Origin of the sequence: Bacillus sp. AR4-2, from assembly GCF_008274865.1 — a bacterium.
GTDB classification, from domain to species: domain Bacteria; phylum Bacillota; class Bacilli; order Bacillales; family Bacillaceae_G; genus Bacillus_A; species Bacillus_A cereus.
Genome location: NZ_CP031062.1, coordinates 1245468 through 1260191, shown reverse-complemented (window position 1 = coordinate 1260191; position 14724 = coordinate 1245468). Strand labels below are relative to the sequence as shown.

The window sequence follows — 14724 nt, the reverse complement described above, 5'->3', positions numbered from 1 at the left end:
ATCACCCTTCTTACTTATCTTTTTTGCCATTGTGAAGTTCGGTTACGAAGTGCTTTCGTTCCCCATTCATATACAACTCTCACTACAATATTTGTAACAACAATAAGTACACTCATTGCAGCTGCTGGCGCTACATTTCCTGCATCATCCATATTTACGATTGATACGGCAGCTAGTTTAAAATCAGCTGCATATAGGAACACAACTGCCGATACAGTTACCATTGAATTTACGAAGTAGTACATTACCATTTCTAAAATTGCTGGTAAACACATTGGTACTGTTACTCGGAAGAATGTTTTATAAAACGGAATACCCATCGACTGCGAAACAAGCTCAAACTCTCGGTCTAATTTCTTTAAGGCAGTCGTTGCCGTGACAAATGTTACAGAATAAAAATGAATGATATTTACTAGTACTAATACAGCGATTGTTCCGTATAAAGAATGAAACGGATTCGTTACTGATAGTCCAAGAATTTGAATCGTTGGTTGACTAAAGAAAAAGACATATCCTAATCCGAGTACTAAACCTGGTATCGCTAACGGCACTATAGAGAAAAAGTAACCTGTTTTTCTAAAAAATTGTAGCTGGTCTATTTTCTCAATTGCATATGCGAATACAAATGTTAAGATCGCCCCAATAACTGCTGTAACTGCTGAAACAATTACGCTATTTTTAAATGCTTCAAGTCCATCTCCTGTTAAACTTGAAAAATTAAAATGCTCAAATGTAAAACTCATATTATATGGCCATACTTTCACACTTGCAGCAATACCAACTGCAACAAATAATAGAATGATCATAAGGGTAATCACACTACAATATATGAATGAGATTACATCTCTTTTCTTATTAGCTATTATTCTGTATGGTACTGCTTTTGAAGATAAGAAATTCGCCTGCTTTCTTTGCGTAATACGATCAACTACAAATGCGAATATAGCTGGGATTAATAAAATCATTCCGACAGTTGCACCCATCGGCATATTTTGCTGTCCAATTACTTGTTTGTATACGTCAGTAGCAAGCACATTATATTGCCCACCAACAATTTTTGGTGCCCCAAAATCAGTAAAACTAAGTGTAAACACAACAAACATTGCACTAATTAATCCGTACTTTACACTAGGTAAAGTAACCGTGAAAAATTGCTTTGTTTTACTGGCTCCTAACATATTAGAAGCTTCATATAAACGATAATCAGATCCTTGAAAGGCAATTAGCAATATGAGAAAGGCTTGCGGAAATGTATACATAACTTCAGCTATTACAATTCCTACTGGTCCATATAAAGGGATTTGTATACCTTCAAATAAACCAAACATTCCTTTCGTTACTAGCCCTTGATTACCAAATAAATATGTAAGTGCTATACCGTGCATCATCGTTGGTGCAAACAATGGTAATAACGCTACATACTGAAATACACGCTTTCCAAAAACATTCGTACGGGCAATTGCATATGCGTAAACGAATGCGATTGCAACTGAAATAATTGTTGTTGCGCCCGAAATCCATACTGTATTTTGTAAAGACTGAACTAAAGTTGGTGTTGTGAAATATTTACTGAAATTCGATAAACCAACGAAAACTCCATCTTTATTATAAAAAGCTTGTGTAAATAGTTGTAATAGCGGTAATACAAGTATGATAAGGAAAGAAAAAATCATACCGATAATTACGAGCCTTTGGATCCATTCCTCTTTCCCTATACTTCTCTTAATCTTTTTTTTCGTACTTTCTACCTTATAGTTTTCTAACATCTCCATCTATACAATGACCTTCTTTCCATATGACAACATATGATTTTCTGAGAAAGAGATTTGAATCGGCTTTCCTTTTCTAATAGCCGTTGCTTCTACTTCTGATGCTAATATATCCACTACAATTTTCTCATTATAAAGGTGTGTGTTTTCTTCTAAGACTCGCACTTCCGTCCGATATACAGATCCGCGAAATTCCATACTTTCCACAACTGATTTAATACCGTCCTTTTGTACAATTGTTACATGTTCAGGACGAATTGCATGTTCTTCGTTATTTTTCGAAAAGAAATTAATAGAACCAATAAAATCTGCCACAAACGGATTGGCTGGTCTTTGATAAATCTCCTCTGGTGTTCCAATCTGCATAATTTCCGCATGATTCATTACAACAATTTTATCAGCCATCGTTAATGCCTCTTCTTGATCATGCGTTACCATAATCGTCGTTACTCCTATTTTCTCTTGCAAATCACGCATTTCCCTACGTAATTTTTCACGCACTTTTGCATCTAAAGCTGATAACGGCTCATCGAGTAACAAAATATCTGGAGACAGAGCGAGCGCACGTGCAAGTGCTACTCGCTGCTGTTGTCCACCAGACATTTGAGCAGGATATTTATCTTTTACATTCAGCAAATCTACAAGTTTTAACGCATCTAGCGCTTTCTCTTTCACTTCTGCTTTCCCATATTTTTTTGTCTTTAAGCCGTATTCAATATTTTCAAGTGCTGTTAAATTCGGAAATAAAGCATACGATTGGAAAACCATTCCGAAGTTTCTCTTTCCAGGAGGCAATGCTGTAATATCTTTTCCATTCACAGCTATACTGCCAGTCGTTGGTTCCTCTAGTCCCGCTAAAATGCGAAGCAACGTCGTTTTCCCACAGCCACTTGGGCCTAATAAACAAACAAACTCATTTTTTTTCACAGTAAAAGAAATATCTTTTAACGCTGTAAATGCATCAAACTGTTTTTGAATGTGTTGAATTGATAAATATTCGCTCATTTTTCTCTCTCCCACTCACTTACTTTTTCGGTTCTGCTTTTTGGCCAAACTCTTTTTCCCATTTTTCTAAAATTTTGTCACGATTTTCTGCTGCCCATTTAAAGTCATTCTTTTTATATAATTTTTCCGTAACATCTTTCGGGAATCCCTCTGGAAGTTTATAGTCATTTTTAATTGTCGCAAATCCATTTTTCTCAAAGTATAACTTCATTACATCATCAGTAATTGCCCAATCTAAAAATGCTTGCGCTAATTTATCATTTTTCGCATTATCTTTCTTAATAAGTGCGTTCGCTTCTACTTCCCATCCTAATCCTTCTTTCGGCAGTACAACTTCAACTGGTGCACCTTTTTGTTTCTCTTTTAAAGCACTATAAACCATTGATACACCGACTGGATATTCACCTGCTCCTGCTAATTTCGCTGGTTTTGAACCTGAATGCGTATAACTTGCCATATTATCATGAAGTTTCTTCATGTAATCCCAGCCTTTATCTTCACCCATAATTTGTAGCCATGCAGAAACTGTTAAAAATCCTGTTCCAGATGATGCTGGATGTGGCATAACAAGTGTTCCTTTATACTCTGGTTTCGTTAAATCTTCATATGATTCTGGCATCGGTAAATTTTTCTTCTTTAACTCTTCTTTATTTACAGCAATCCCCGTCATAAATGCAGTATTTCCTACCCATTTTTCAGGTTGCTTATCATCTTTAAATTGTGGAAGAACACGATCTGCTCCTTTTGGAGAGTATCCTTTTAACATATCTTTTTTATCTAAAGCTAATAGACTTGATGCCGCAGTTCCCCATACAACATCTGCTTGTGTATTTTTCCCTTCAGCTAGTAATTTCGCAGTAATAACTCCTGTTGAATCACGTACAATGTTCAATTTCACATCAGGATATTTCTTTTTAAAGGAATCAAGATAAATTGGTACAAGCTCTTCTTCAATGGCTGTGTAAACAGTTAATGATCCAGATAATTTGTCATCTTTCACTTTCGCTCCAGCACTTTCTTCTTTCTTTGCACCACACCCCATTAATAACGAAAATACCATTCCAGTCGCTACAGCTTTAAAGATTGTTTTTTTCACTGTTTCTCTCTCCTTTTACAAATCTTATGTACAACTCAAATATAAACAACTAGTGTAAAAGCAGTATTAAACCAACATTAATCTTTTGTTTGTTGTTTGTTTTTGTGTAATACGTTGCTACTTCTATGTTTTTTCGCATTTTTCTGCTAATAGAAAACACTAAATTTACAAATAATTAAAAAAACCTTTATAATCCCACAAAAAAATGAGGCGTTTGTAAAAAACGCCTCATTTTTGTTTCCCTTTTTTTGAATTACGATTAGCATACTTTGCGCTATTTTCTCCTTCATACTCTAATGCAAATTCTGCATCTGGTAAGCTTTCTTTCGGAGTTTTATTATTATTGATTGCCGCATTTTGTTTCACTTTTCTTTTTACCAATACATTCACCTGCTCTCAAGAAATCACTTTCTACTCTATTTTGAAACAACTTAAAATAATTATTACTGGCAAGTGTTAACAAGTACATAAGAGGCGTTCGATGGAAATACTACATATGAAGAAACCATTATAAAAAGGAGCGATGATTTTGAAGAAAAAAGAAAAGATTCAATCACCGATTTTAGACGAAACGCTCCCGCATCAAATGAATTTTCCATCTTTTAAAGGAACAGGAAAAACGATGCAACAACCTTTTGTGAATCAATATGATGTTGTAATTGGAGACAGTAAATATAATTCCGAGAACAGTCCGCTTAACAATTGGAGTGATGAAGTAGATCCTGCCATTATGGCTGGCGATGAGTGGATCCATCCTACAAATGATATTGGCTGGATTTCAGAAGAAAATCAAGAATTGCTAAAAAACGAAGCGGATAATAAAAATGAAGCTTTTATGCATCCACAATTTGGCATTAACGACTAAAAAACCATTCTACCTAACGTAGGTAGAATGGTTTCATACTATCCAATAATAATCCGCTCTTTCGGGTATTTATAGCGAGGTGGTTGTTCCCTTCCACCACTAGCTAAAATAAATGTTAAAATGCCAACGCGTCCGATAAACATAAGCACAATAAGTACAAGTTTCCCAACAGTTGTTAAATCAGGCGTAACACCTGTTGATAGTCCCGTCGTTCCGAAAGCCGAACAAACTTCAACAATTAAGCTCATAAGCGGTACATTTTCCGTAATAGATAAAATGAATAGCGCAGTAGCACATAACAAAATCCCCATCGTCATAACGACAGATGCTTTCAGTACATCCTCTTCATGTAGCTGACGTTTGAAGACTCTAACTGTTCTACCGCCCCTTGCAAAGGTGTATAGTGACAATATACTAACAGCAAATGTTGTTGTACGTATTCCGCCCCCAACCGAACTTGGAGATGCCCCTATAAACATTAATATACTCATAAATAAAAGCGTCGGTTGTGACAATTCACGTATATCCATCGTAGCAAGTCCACCACTTCGCGTCGTCACAGATTGGAATAATGTATAAAAGACAGTTTCATGCCATGACTTTCCTACTAAAAAATGATTTCTCTCCAGTAAAAAAATCATAATTGTACCAACAACAACGAGTGCAAAAAATGTTGTTGTCGTCAATTTTGTAAATAATGAAAAACGGAATAATTGTTGTCTCCTTTTACTAAGGAATTGTTTCACTTCCATTAGCACAGGGAAACCAATCGCTCCCAAAATAATTAGTAACATATGAATCATTTGAACAATATAATCTTTTTTATACGGAATTAATGATTGTCCTGTTAAATCAAATCCGCCGTTCGTAGTCGCACTAACAGCTGCAAAGAAACCGTGAAAATAAGCTTCTTGCCAAGTCGGAAAGTAAAGTAAAAATCTTGTACCTAATAGGATTGCTCCAATAAGTTCTATTGAAATAATTACAATCAAAATAGAACGCATCAATTCTACAAGACCCGATAAATTCCCTTGATTATGGTCTGCCATAATTAATCTTCTTCTTTGCAAACCAATCTTTTTCCCCGTAATGATCCAAACAAATGTACCAAGCGCCATAATTCCTAAGCCGCCTAATTGTAGAATAAGGGCTAAAACAATAATTCCTGCTGTAGTAAACGTATCTGAAATCGTAATAACAGACAGTCCCGTAACGCTTACCGCACTAACCGATGTAAAAAGCGCATCTATAAATGTCCATTTCACACCAGGCTTCGTAACAAACGGTAAACTAAGCAATATCACCGATACAACTACCGCTAATAAATAAAACAAGACGATGAGTTGTACAGGACGTAATTTTTGTAAAAACTTTTTTATATCTCTCATTCCATCACTTCGCTACCTTTTTTCTATCGATTAAATAAAGAAAAATCTTTACTTTCTTTATTTGTAAATAACTGCTCAAATAATTTAGCAAAGACCATTCCATATACAGTTCCATTACCTCCATACGGCAATGCGTAAAACAAATTATGTATCTTTTCGTCTTCTTTTAAAATGGGGAGACCATCATGAGTACCACCAAATGCGGCTGCCCAATAGTAGTCTGCCTGTATATTTTTATACTGCGGGAACATCTCTTTTACAATATTAATAAGGATATCACGCTTATGCAATAATTTCGTATCACCAATTGTTTGAATTTGCAGCGCTTCATCTAATCCGCCTACAATAATGCGGTTTCGATACGTTCGAAAATATAAGTAGGGCCGTGCCGTTTCCCAAATTAACGATCGCTCATGCCAGCCTTCAAACTGATCTATTTCATTTGTTACAATTGCATAAGAGGTGTCTACTGTTGTATTTTTTCTTTCTTTCTTTCCAAAAAGCGCTTCATAACCTGTCGCCATAATAATATTCTTTGCTACAATTTGATTTCCTGTTTTCGTGTAACAAATTAAATCATTTTTGCGTTTTTTTATATGTATTTCCTCTGTATGTTCATATATATTAGCTCCCATTTGATTTGCTTTATGCAAAAGACTGTGCGCTAATAAATACGGATTCACCTCGGCATCACCGTGTGTATATAATGCCGCTTGTTTTATGAAAGGATAACGTTTCTTAATATCAGCTTCTGTAAAATATTCAACTGGAAATCCATAATTCTGTAACGTATTATATTCCTCTTGTAAAAATGAGACATCCTCACTTTTACTTGCATAATATAAACTATTTCGCGGAATAAAATGGGGATTAATATCAAGAGTCGGTATAACCTCTTCCATTGTTCTTAGCGCTTCATAACAAAGCTTATATGCTCGTACCCCTTTTTCTTTACCCAATGTATGGATAAGAGAGGTTAACGATTTATCATGAAGAAATTGTAGTAAACCTGTATTAGCAGCTGTGCTACCACATGCAATTACTCTTTTTTCAATAAGTGTAACACTCATGCCAATTTTCGCTAACGAATGCGCTATATGAGCACCGGCTTCGCCACTTCCGACTACGAGCACATCACATATCATATCATTTTCTAACAGTGGATAACAAGGTACAGAAACTCCTGTATTCCAAAACAACTTACCCATCATAAGTTTCATAATTATACTCCTAAAATATAAATTTCTCCTTTCTATGTTTTGTTATTTTTCATAAAAAAATCCAACTAACATAGGCTAGTTGGATTTTTTATTTTTAATTAGAACGCTCTTCAAGCCAATTTCCAATCGTCGGATATGTTTGTTTTACAGCTGTTCCACCGTAAACGATAGACATATGCCCTGTCGGTAAACATACATATTGTTTATCTGTGCTAGAAATATGGTCTAGTAATGCTTCTACTTGACATGGCAAAGCGATATGATCACGTTTCCCGGAAATATTTAAGACATTCGCCTTAATATTTGCAAGATCTACCTTTTGTCCGCGAATAACGAGTTCACCCTTAACCAATTTATTATTTTGATAAAAATCACGAATCCACTGTCTGTATGATTCACCTGGGAACGGAATACCATCACCAACCCACTTTTGAACCAATCTCCAGCTTTCGACGAAGCGTTCATTCTCTGAACGATCTACTAGAGCAACATATGGACCAACAAAGTTCGTAATTGGCTTTAACATTTTGTTTCCGAAATCAATCATTTCTGGCGGAATATTTCCAAATGTATCAACCGCTTTATCTAAATTGAAGTATTTCTCATCTAATAAAGGACCATACAATCCTGTTTCAGAGAAATCAAAAGGACTTGTCATGAAAATTAAATTACGAATTGGCATGTGCGGATGAAGCGCTGCATAAATAGAAGTTAGCGTTCCACCCATGCAATAACCAAGTAAAGAAATCTCGTCCGATTTTGCAGTTCGCATTACTTTTTTTACTGCTTTTGCAATATAATCAAACACGAAATCATCAAATTTCAAATGACTATCTTCTAAACCAAATGTGCCCCAATCAAGCATATATACATCAAAACCACGATCCACTAGATATTCCACTAAACTATTTCCAGGAGTTAAATCCATAATATATGGTTTATTAATAAGAGCATATATTAACAGAATTGGAACTCTTTGTGTTTTTTCTTGTTTTGGAATGTAGCGATAAAGCTTCGTCTTATTCTTCGTCCAAATAACCTCTTTCGGCGTTAATCCGACTTGCGGCTCTGGTTCACGTAATAAAATTTCACTCGCCCTTTTCACTCGGCGGTATGCTTTTCGGTACTCTTCTGGGTATAGCTCTAATTGCTTTTCCCATTCTGTTGCGAATGTAGTCATTTTTCTATCTCCTTTTTGGTCGATTTCCTTCTTAAAAAAAAGAAGTGCATTCCTGCTATGGATATGCACTTTTTTCTTACTTCATTACATATATAATCCGCCGTTAATGTTTAATTGTTGACCTGTGATATACGCACCGTCACGGCATAGGTATACTACACCTTTTGCAATTTCATCAGCTTGACCAAAACGTTTTTTCGGGATTTTTGCAACGATTTTTTGACGTACTTCTTCTGGTACTTCTGCTACCATTTCAGTATCAATAAATCCTGGGCAAATAGCATTTACAGTGACATTTGTTTTTGCAAGTTCTAACGCTAATGATTTTGTAAATCCTAACATCCCCGCTTTTGCTGCTGAGTAGTTTGTTTGGCCAAATCCACCTGCTTGACCAATAATAGAAGAAATGCTAATAATTCTTCCTTCTTCTGCTTCCGTTATGTATGGAAGAACCGCACTTGTCGTATTAAATACGCTGCTTAAATTCACGTCAATTACGCGCTCCCAATCTTCACGATTTAACTTTTTGAATGTACGGTCTCTTGTAATACCAGCATTATTAACAAGAATATCAACTTTACCAAAATGATTCACAGCTTCTTCTACAAGTCGGTTTGCATCTTCTACTTTAGAAACATCCGCTTGCACTGCATAAACGTCATGTCCGTCTTTTCCTAATTCATTTACTAAATTTTCAGCTGCTTCTTTACTGCTATTATAGTTAATAACTACTTTCGCTCCCTCTTGTGCTAATGCTACTGTAATTGCTTTTCCAATTCCTTTTGCTCCACCTGTTACGATTGCTACTTTTCCATTTAATTGAACCATTTCTTTTCCCCCTTAAATGAATTTGTGAACGAGTGTTATGAATCATTTTGGTACTCATACTATAGAGTCCATATATAATTATGTTTCGCTGTTTATACGTGAAAAGAGATTCTCCCTCTCTCTTTTATCTGTTATAAACAAGCGCTTTTATCATTTTTTATTTTCTGGTTTATTCGCAGGCTTTACCTCTTCTTTTACAGGTACTTGTAGTTTAGCTAGTACTGCATTTTGCTTTTCTAGCAATTCTAAAATTTGATCTACTTTTGTTTCAAGCGTACGAATATCTTGTTTTACTTTCGTTACATCACGCTTTAATGTAGGAGCTTGCCCTAAAGAATCTACTTTCTCCTCTAGAAACTCCTCAATGTTATCTACTTTATTTTCTAAGTTAATAACAAGCGTAGCCACTCTTGCGATATCCTCTTTCGTCGGCACATTTACTTGTTCTAAATAGTTTTTTGTCGTATCATTTAATGCTTTTTGATAAAACAAATTCAAATCTAGAACGCTGCCCATCCAAGCAGAATATTCTTCTGTTTTAATTGTTTCATTGAGCGCTTTTCCCCAAAATGTTTCGGTTTGTTCATAAGCATTTTTCCATGCTTGTAGTGGATCGAATTTTTGATCAATCACTTTACCTACACTCCCTTTTTCGTTTTTGAAACAATTCAACCTATTCACTATTTTCTAATATTCTGAATAAAACTTCAAGTCTATATTTTATTTTTTTCTATTTTCTAACAAATGTGTTGACTTTAAAAACAGATAGGTGTAAATTGCACTTATAAGCAAAAAATTCCATCTAACTGATTCATGAGGTGATGCACAATCATGCTACAAAATGAACCAGAACAACGCGAAAGTTTGGAGAGCAACCAAGCGAAACAACCAAACTCCATGCCAAAAAACTTCTTAGTTCCCTTCTTACTTCTCTGTCTAAAAGACTGGAGTCTTCATGGTTACAAACTTATTCAAATGCTAATGGATATCGGCTTTTCTTCTGTTGACCAAGGTAATGTTTATAGAACACTACGCAAATTAGAAAAAGAAAACCTTATTTCTTCTACTTGGGATACAAGCGATGGAGGGCCGGCAAAAAGAATTTATTCTTTAACTGAATATGGAGAGCAATATTTAACAACATGTGCGACTTCTTTTGAACATTATCAAAATATGTTGCGAACGTTTTTCACGTTATACACCAATGCATTCTTTCCATTTTCTACTTCTCCAGAAAAGGATGAAACGGATTCTTCATCTTCACCTGGTGGTACAGCAGAGTAATCTGCGTTCACAATATGCAAAAAAACATTTGGGGGTCAAACAATGGAAACTAAACCATACGAATTAGTCGATGCATTTTGGAAAAACTGGTCTCAATCACTTTCCCTTTTCTCTTCAGCTGGGAAGCAATTAGAGCAACTTACTTTAGAAACATTAAAACAACAACAAGACGCTTTGCATAAATTAACATCAGGAGTAGATGAACTAGAAAAAGAACTACAACAACTCACTGCTCAGTTCAATAACCAATATACAGATTACGTGAAACAATTAACTGGAAACTCCTTAAATGATCAAATTAACGAGTGGCAGGACAAATGGAAGGAACTTTCTGCTCATATGCATCAGCTTACTGTTTCTCCTACAAAAACATCATTGTCAATTCTTACCCAAACAAGCGGCCAATTTGAAGAAACAACAAAACAATTTATTGAGCAACAACAATTACAACGTGAAGAGGCTCAAAAACAGTTAGAGGGTTTTTTGGAAGAGTTCAAGTCAAAACAGTTGGAACTCGCAAAAAAGTTCGAGGAAAACTCAAAAAATCTATTTACTTCCATCAAGTAAGAAAAATGTGGGAGCTAACCGCAGCACAAACAAAACTCTTTCTTCCTCCTACTACATCAAGATGGCTAACATTTTTCGATATGGAAAAGAAGGAGGACAAAATGAATCCATTTCAAGAAGCACAAACTGTTCCGGAGCTTCGTTATGATGAGATTCAAGTCGGTGATCAAGCATCCCTTACAAAAACAATTACAGATGAAGATGTTATCAATTTTGCAAAATTGACTGGGGATGTGAATCCTATTCACATTTTAGATTCTTTTGCAAAAACGACAATGTTTAAAGAACGTATTGCTCACGGTATGCTCGTTTCGAGTTTTATTTCTACCATCCTTGGAACGAAACTCCCAGGCAAAAATACGATTTATTTATCCCAAAATGTTTCATTCCGTGCCCCTGTCAAAATCGGTGATACACTTCGCGTTGTGGCAGAGGTTATTAAGAAGCGTGATGATAAAAAAATCATTACGCTGCAAACAAACATATATAATCAATCAGATGATATTGTCGTGGAAGGAACAGCGACAATACTAAAAAAAGAGTAGCAAATTTGCTACTCTTTTTTCTATCCAAGAACTTCTAATCGCACCGATTACTTCCGCGTATGAGTACGTCGTTTCCACATAAAATAACGTTACCAGTTTAGATAAGAACTTAGCTGAACTGGACTACTCATAAGGATGTGTATCAACATGGTAAAAACAAACAAATTATTAGTTCCAGGTGCAGAACAAGCACTTGAACAATTTAAATATGAAATTGCACAAGAATTTGGTGTAAGTTTAGGATCTAATACAGCATCTCGTTCTAACGGTTCAGTTGGCGGTGAAGTAACAAAACGTCTTGTTGCTTTAGCTCAACAACAATTACGTGGATAATAATATAACATATGGCTTAGAGGCAGATATTCTCTGCCTCTTTCTATTTTCAACATACATAATGGTGCTTTTTCACATACTAATCAAAGCAAAACGAAAGGAGCGATATGTGAAATGAAACGGATTAATATTAGCATGAGCCCTCCCCGCGTTCTTACTTTGTCTTTTCTTGTATTATCAGTTGTCGGCACATGTTTATTAAAACTACCCATTGCTACGACAACGTCCATTTCATGGCTCGATGCCTTATTTACAACCGTTTCCGCTTGTACTGTTACTGGGCTTGGTGTTGTAGATACTGGAAAAGTATTTACTTTGTTTGGACAATGTGTCATTTTAACGCTTATACAAGTTGGCGGGCTTGGCATTATGAGCTTTGCTGTCTTAATTGCGATTATGCTCGGAAGAAAAATCGGTCTTCAAAATCGGATTTTACTGCAACAAGCATTAAATCAAACGAATATCGGCGGCATCATCCGTCTTGCCAAAGCATTATTTTTATTCTCTTTTACAGTCGAATGTATCGCTACTATAATTCTTTCTTTTGAATGGGTACCAAAATATGGGGTTATGAAAGGGATCTATTATAGTTTTTTCCATTCAATCTCAGCCTTTAACAATGCTGGCTTTTCTGTGTGGAGCGATAATTTAATGTCCCATTCTCATAGCATTCTTGTCAATCTCGTCATTTCCTCTCTCATCATTTTAGGTGGAATTGGTTTTACAGTAATCGTAGACATAAAAAGAAAGAAAAACTTTAAAAACCTTACACTACATTCAAAACTTATGCTCTCTTCTACTCTAATCGTCAACATTATTGCTACCCTTTTTATTTTTATATTCGAGTTCCATAACTCCCTTTCTATGAGAGGTTTTACCCCATTTGAAGAAGGATTAGCCTCTTATTTCCAAGCAATTTCAACGCGAACTGCCGGGTTTAATACAGTTGATATTTCTACATTGTCAAAACCTTCTCTTCTATTAATGATGCTCCTTATGTTTATTGGTGCTGGTAGCGCTTCAACTGGTGGTGGGATTAAGTTAACAACATTTTTAATCATATTTTTTGGCGTATTTAAATTTTTACAACAACAAGAGGATATTGTCGTATTTAAAAAATCCATTAAAGATACTCTCATTGTCAAATCATTAACCATTACTATTATTTCAATTTCATTTATCTTTTTTGCTATTTTAATTTTGAGTATTACTGAGCGAGTTCCTCTATTGATGAGTGCTTTCGAAGTATTTTCAGCATTTGGGACTGTTGGCCTCAGTATGAATTTAACACCCCACTTAACTATAATCGGAAAAGCTATTATTATCTTTATGATGTTTTTCGGGAAAATGGGTCCTTTAACATTGGCTTTTTCATTTGCTCGTAAAAAGAACCTGAAAATAAAATATCCGAATGAAGATATTTTAACAGGTTGACAACCGTATAAATTATCCATATAATGAGAATACAATAACATATCTCCAAAGGGGAGTAGCGTCCAAGAATATTTCTTGGAAACAAAGTCGTCATTACGTAGAACTTAGTTCTTCCGGCTTTGTTGGCATTTTTTATTACATATGTCTAGCAAGACCTTTGCCTATTAACGGCAGAGGTCTTTTTTGCATTCACTTCCAGATTCTCCCAAAGTTAATAGGCAGGAGTATGGGGAAACTAAATAGTGGGGAAATTCTTCACTTATTTAGAACTTATAGAAATGAGAGGAGAATGTACATGGATGTATCATTATTATTGGAGTATGGTTGGGTATTACTCATCCTAATTGCACTTGAAGGGATTTTAGCGGCTGATAACGCTCTTGTTCTTGCAATTATGGTAAAACATTTACCAGAAGAAAAAAGAAAGAAAGCACTATTTTATGGATTAGCGGGGGCATTTGTTTTCCGATTTGGATCGTTATTTATGATTTCGTTCTTAGTCGATGTATGGCAAGTGCAAGCAATCGGTGCCATCTACCTTATGTTTATCGCTGGTAATCACTTATTTAAAACATATGTTAAAAAGAACACAGATGAAGAAACAGAAGAAAAAGAAGCAAAGAAAAAACAAGAGAACTTTTGGTGGACTGTATTTAAAGTTGAGGTTGCTGATATCGCCTTCGCAGTTGATTCAATTTTAGCTGCTGTTGCACTAGCAATGACTTTACCAAAAACAGGATTAGGTACAATTGGTAGTCTTGATACTGGGCAATTCGTTGTTATCTTTGTAGGTGGACTTATCGGATTAATCATTATGCGATTTGCAGCAACTGCTTTCGTACAAATCTTAAAACGTAAACCAGGACTTGAAACCGCAGCATTCTTAATTGTAGGTTGGGTTGGTGTGAAGCTAGCAGTTTATACATTAGCACACCCTGCATTAAATGTAATTCCACATTCATTCCCAGAATCCACTCCGTGGAAGCTTACATTCTGGATTGTATTAGTCGGAATCGCAGTTGGTGGTTGGTTCTTCTCAAAAGAAGTAGAAGTAAAAGTAGAAAAGAATTTAGACGAAAAAGCGCTGTAATTACAGCGCTTTTTCTTTTTCTTTCTTCCTCCCAATGTCCAGAAAAAATTCCATTATACTACCTTTTGTAAACGTTTTCTTAATGTATGTATGTCCTTTTTGTGAAACATTGCACAAACT

16 protein-coding genes and 1 riboswitch are annotated in these 14724 nt (G+C 35.4%); of the genes, 7 read left to right on the top strand and 9 right to left on the bottom strand.

From position 1 onward, the window contains the following. Window positions 1–14 precede the first annotated feature (14 nt). From DN399_RS06565 to DN399_RS28005, 4 genes are all read right to left on the bottom strand, one after another. Window positions 15–1772, bottom strand: a complete 1758-nt coding sequence (locus DN399_RS06565; RefSeq protein ID WP_006917744.1) for a putative 2-aminoethylphosphonate ABC transporter permease subunit — start codon at window positions 1770–1772, stop codon at window positions 15–17. Continuing rightward, window positions 1773–2774: a putative 2-aminoethylphosphonate ABC transporter ATP-binding protein gene (locus tag DN399_RS06560; RefSeq protein ID WP_000006189.1), complete on the bottom strand. Its 1002-nt coding sequence runs from the start codon at window positions 2772–2774 to the stop codon at window positions 1773–1775. A 19-nt stretch (window positions 2775–2793) separates the two neighbouring features. Next, on the bottom strand, window positions 2794–3870 hold the full coding sequence (locus DN399_RS06555) for a putative 2-aminoethylphosphonate ABC transporter substrate-binding protein (protein WP_000750893.1): 1077 nt from the start codon (window positions 3868–3870) through the stop codon (window positions 2794–2796). 228 nt (window positions 3871–4098) lie between these two features. Continuing rightward, on the bottom strand, window positions 4099–4251 hold the full coding sequence (locus tag DN399_RS28005) for a hypothetical protein (RefSeq protein ID WP_000240799.1): 153 nt from the start codon (window positions 4249–4251) through the stop codon (window positions 4099–4101). A gap of 148 nt (window positions 4252–4399) precedes the next feature. On the opposite strand from DN399_RS28005, the gene DN399_RS06545 reads away from it, so the two are divergent. Then, window positions 4400–4735 carry a DUF3905 domain-containing protein gene (locus DN399_RS06545; protein WP_000726024.1) on the top strand — a complete coding sequence of 112 codons (336 nt, stop codon included), beginning with the start codon at window positions 4400–4402 and terminating at the stop codon, window positions 4733–4735. 38 nt (window positions 4736–4773) lie between these two features. On the opposite strand, the gene DN399_RS06540 is transcribed toward DN399_RS06545, so the two are convergent. The 5 genes from DN399_RS06540 to phaR form a co-directional block, all read right to left on the bottom strand. Then, the gene (locus DN399_RS06540) at window positions 4774–6123 is read right to left on the bottom strand and encodes a TrkH family potassium uptake protein (protein ID WP_001204707.1); all 1350 of its coding nucleotides are present in this window, start codon (window positions 6121–6123) and stop codon (window positions 4774–4776) included. A 23-nt stretch (window positions 6124–6146) separates the two neighbouring features. Next, the gene (locus tag DN399_RS06535; RefSeq protein ID WP_006917741.1) at window positions 6147–7343 is read right to left on the bottom strand and encodes an NAD(P)/FAD-dependent oxidoreductase; all 1197 of its coding nucleotides are present in this window, start codon (window positions 7341–7343) and stop codon (window positions 6147–6149) included. A 94-nt stretch (window positions 7344–7437) separates the two neighbouring features. Continuing rightward, complete coding sequence (gene phaC, locus DN399_RS06530; protein ID WP_000206336.1) at window positions 7438–8523, bottom strand: class III poly(R)-hydroxyalkanoic acid synthase subunit PhaC; 1086 nt, start codon at window positions 8521–8523, stop codon at window positions 7438–7440. Window positions 8524–8607: 84 nt separating this feature from the next. Beyond that, on the bottom strand, window positions 8608–9351 hold the full coding sequence (locus DN399_RS06525) for an acetoacetyl-CoA reductase (protein ID WP_000250407.1): 744 nt from the start codon (window positions 9349–9351) through the stop codon (window positions 8608–8610). 150 nt (window positions 9352–9501) lie between these two features. After that, complete coding sequence (gene phaR / locus DN399_RS06520) at window positions 9502–9984, bottom strand: polyhydroxyalkanoic acid synthase subunit PhaR (protein WP_000566942.1); 483 nt, start codon at window positions 9982–9984, stop codon at window positions 9502–9504. 198 nt (window positions 9985–10182) lie between these two features. On the opposite strand from phaR, the gene phaQ reads away from it, so the two are divergent. The 6 genes from phaQ (at window position 10183) to DN399_RS06490 (ending at window position 14604) form a co-directional block, all read left to right on the top strand. Further along, a complete protein-coding gene (phaQ, locus tag DN399_RS06515; protein WP_000939956.1) occupies window positions 10183–10635 on the top strand; it encodes a poly-beta-hydroxybutyrate-responsive repressor in 453 nt (150 codons plus the stop codon). A 42-nt stretch (window positions 10636–10677) separates the two neighbouring features. Then, window positions 10678–11202: a polyhydroxyalkanoic acid inclusion protein PhaP gene (gene phaP, locus DN399_RS06510; protein ID WP_000448594.1), complete on the top strand. Its 525-nt coding sequence runs from the start codon at window positions 10678–10680 to the stop codon at window positions 11200–11202. A 101-nt stretch (window positions 11203–11303) separates the two neighbouring features. After that, window positions 11304–11747: a MaoC family dehydratase gene (locus tag DN399_RS06505; RefSeq protein ID WP_001067916.1), complete on the top strand. Its 444-nt coding sequence runs from the start codon at window positions 11304–11306 to the stop codon at window positions 11745–11747. A 147-nt stretch (window positions 11748–11894) separates the two neighbouring features. Beyond that, window positions 11895–12080, top strand: coding sequence for an alpha/beta-type small acid-soluble spore protein (locus tag DN399_RS06500; RefSeq protein ID WP_000241212.1), 186 nt, complete (start codon window positions 11895–11897; stop codon window positions 12078–12080). 114 nt (window positions 12081–12194) lie between these two features. Continuing rightward, window positions 12195–13514: a TrkH family potassium uptake protein gene (locus DN399_RS06495; protein ID WP_000822361.1), complete on the top strand. Its 1320-nt coding sequence runs from the start codon at window positions 12195–12197 to the stop codon at window positions 13512–13514. Between the two features lie 38 nt (window positions 13515–13552). After that, a riboswitch (yybP-ykoY riboswitch) is annotated at window positions 13553–13727 on the top strand. An 82-nt stretch (window positions 13728–13809) separates the two neighbouring features. Beyond that, window positions 13810–14604 (top strand): TerC family protein, encoded by a 795-nt coding sequence (locus DN399_RS06490; RefSeq protein WP_000383326.1) that lies wholly within the window; start codon window positions 13810–13812, stop codon window positions 14602–14604. Window positions 14605–14724 lie beyond the last annotated feature (120 nt).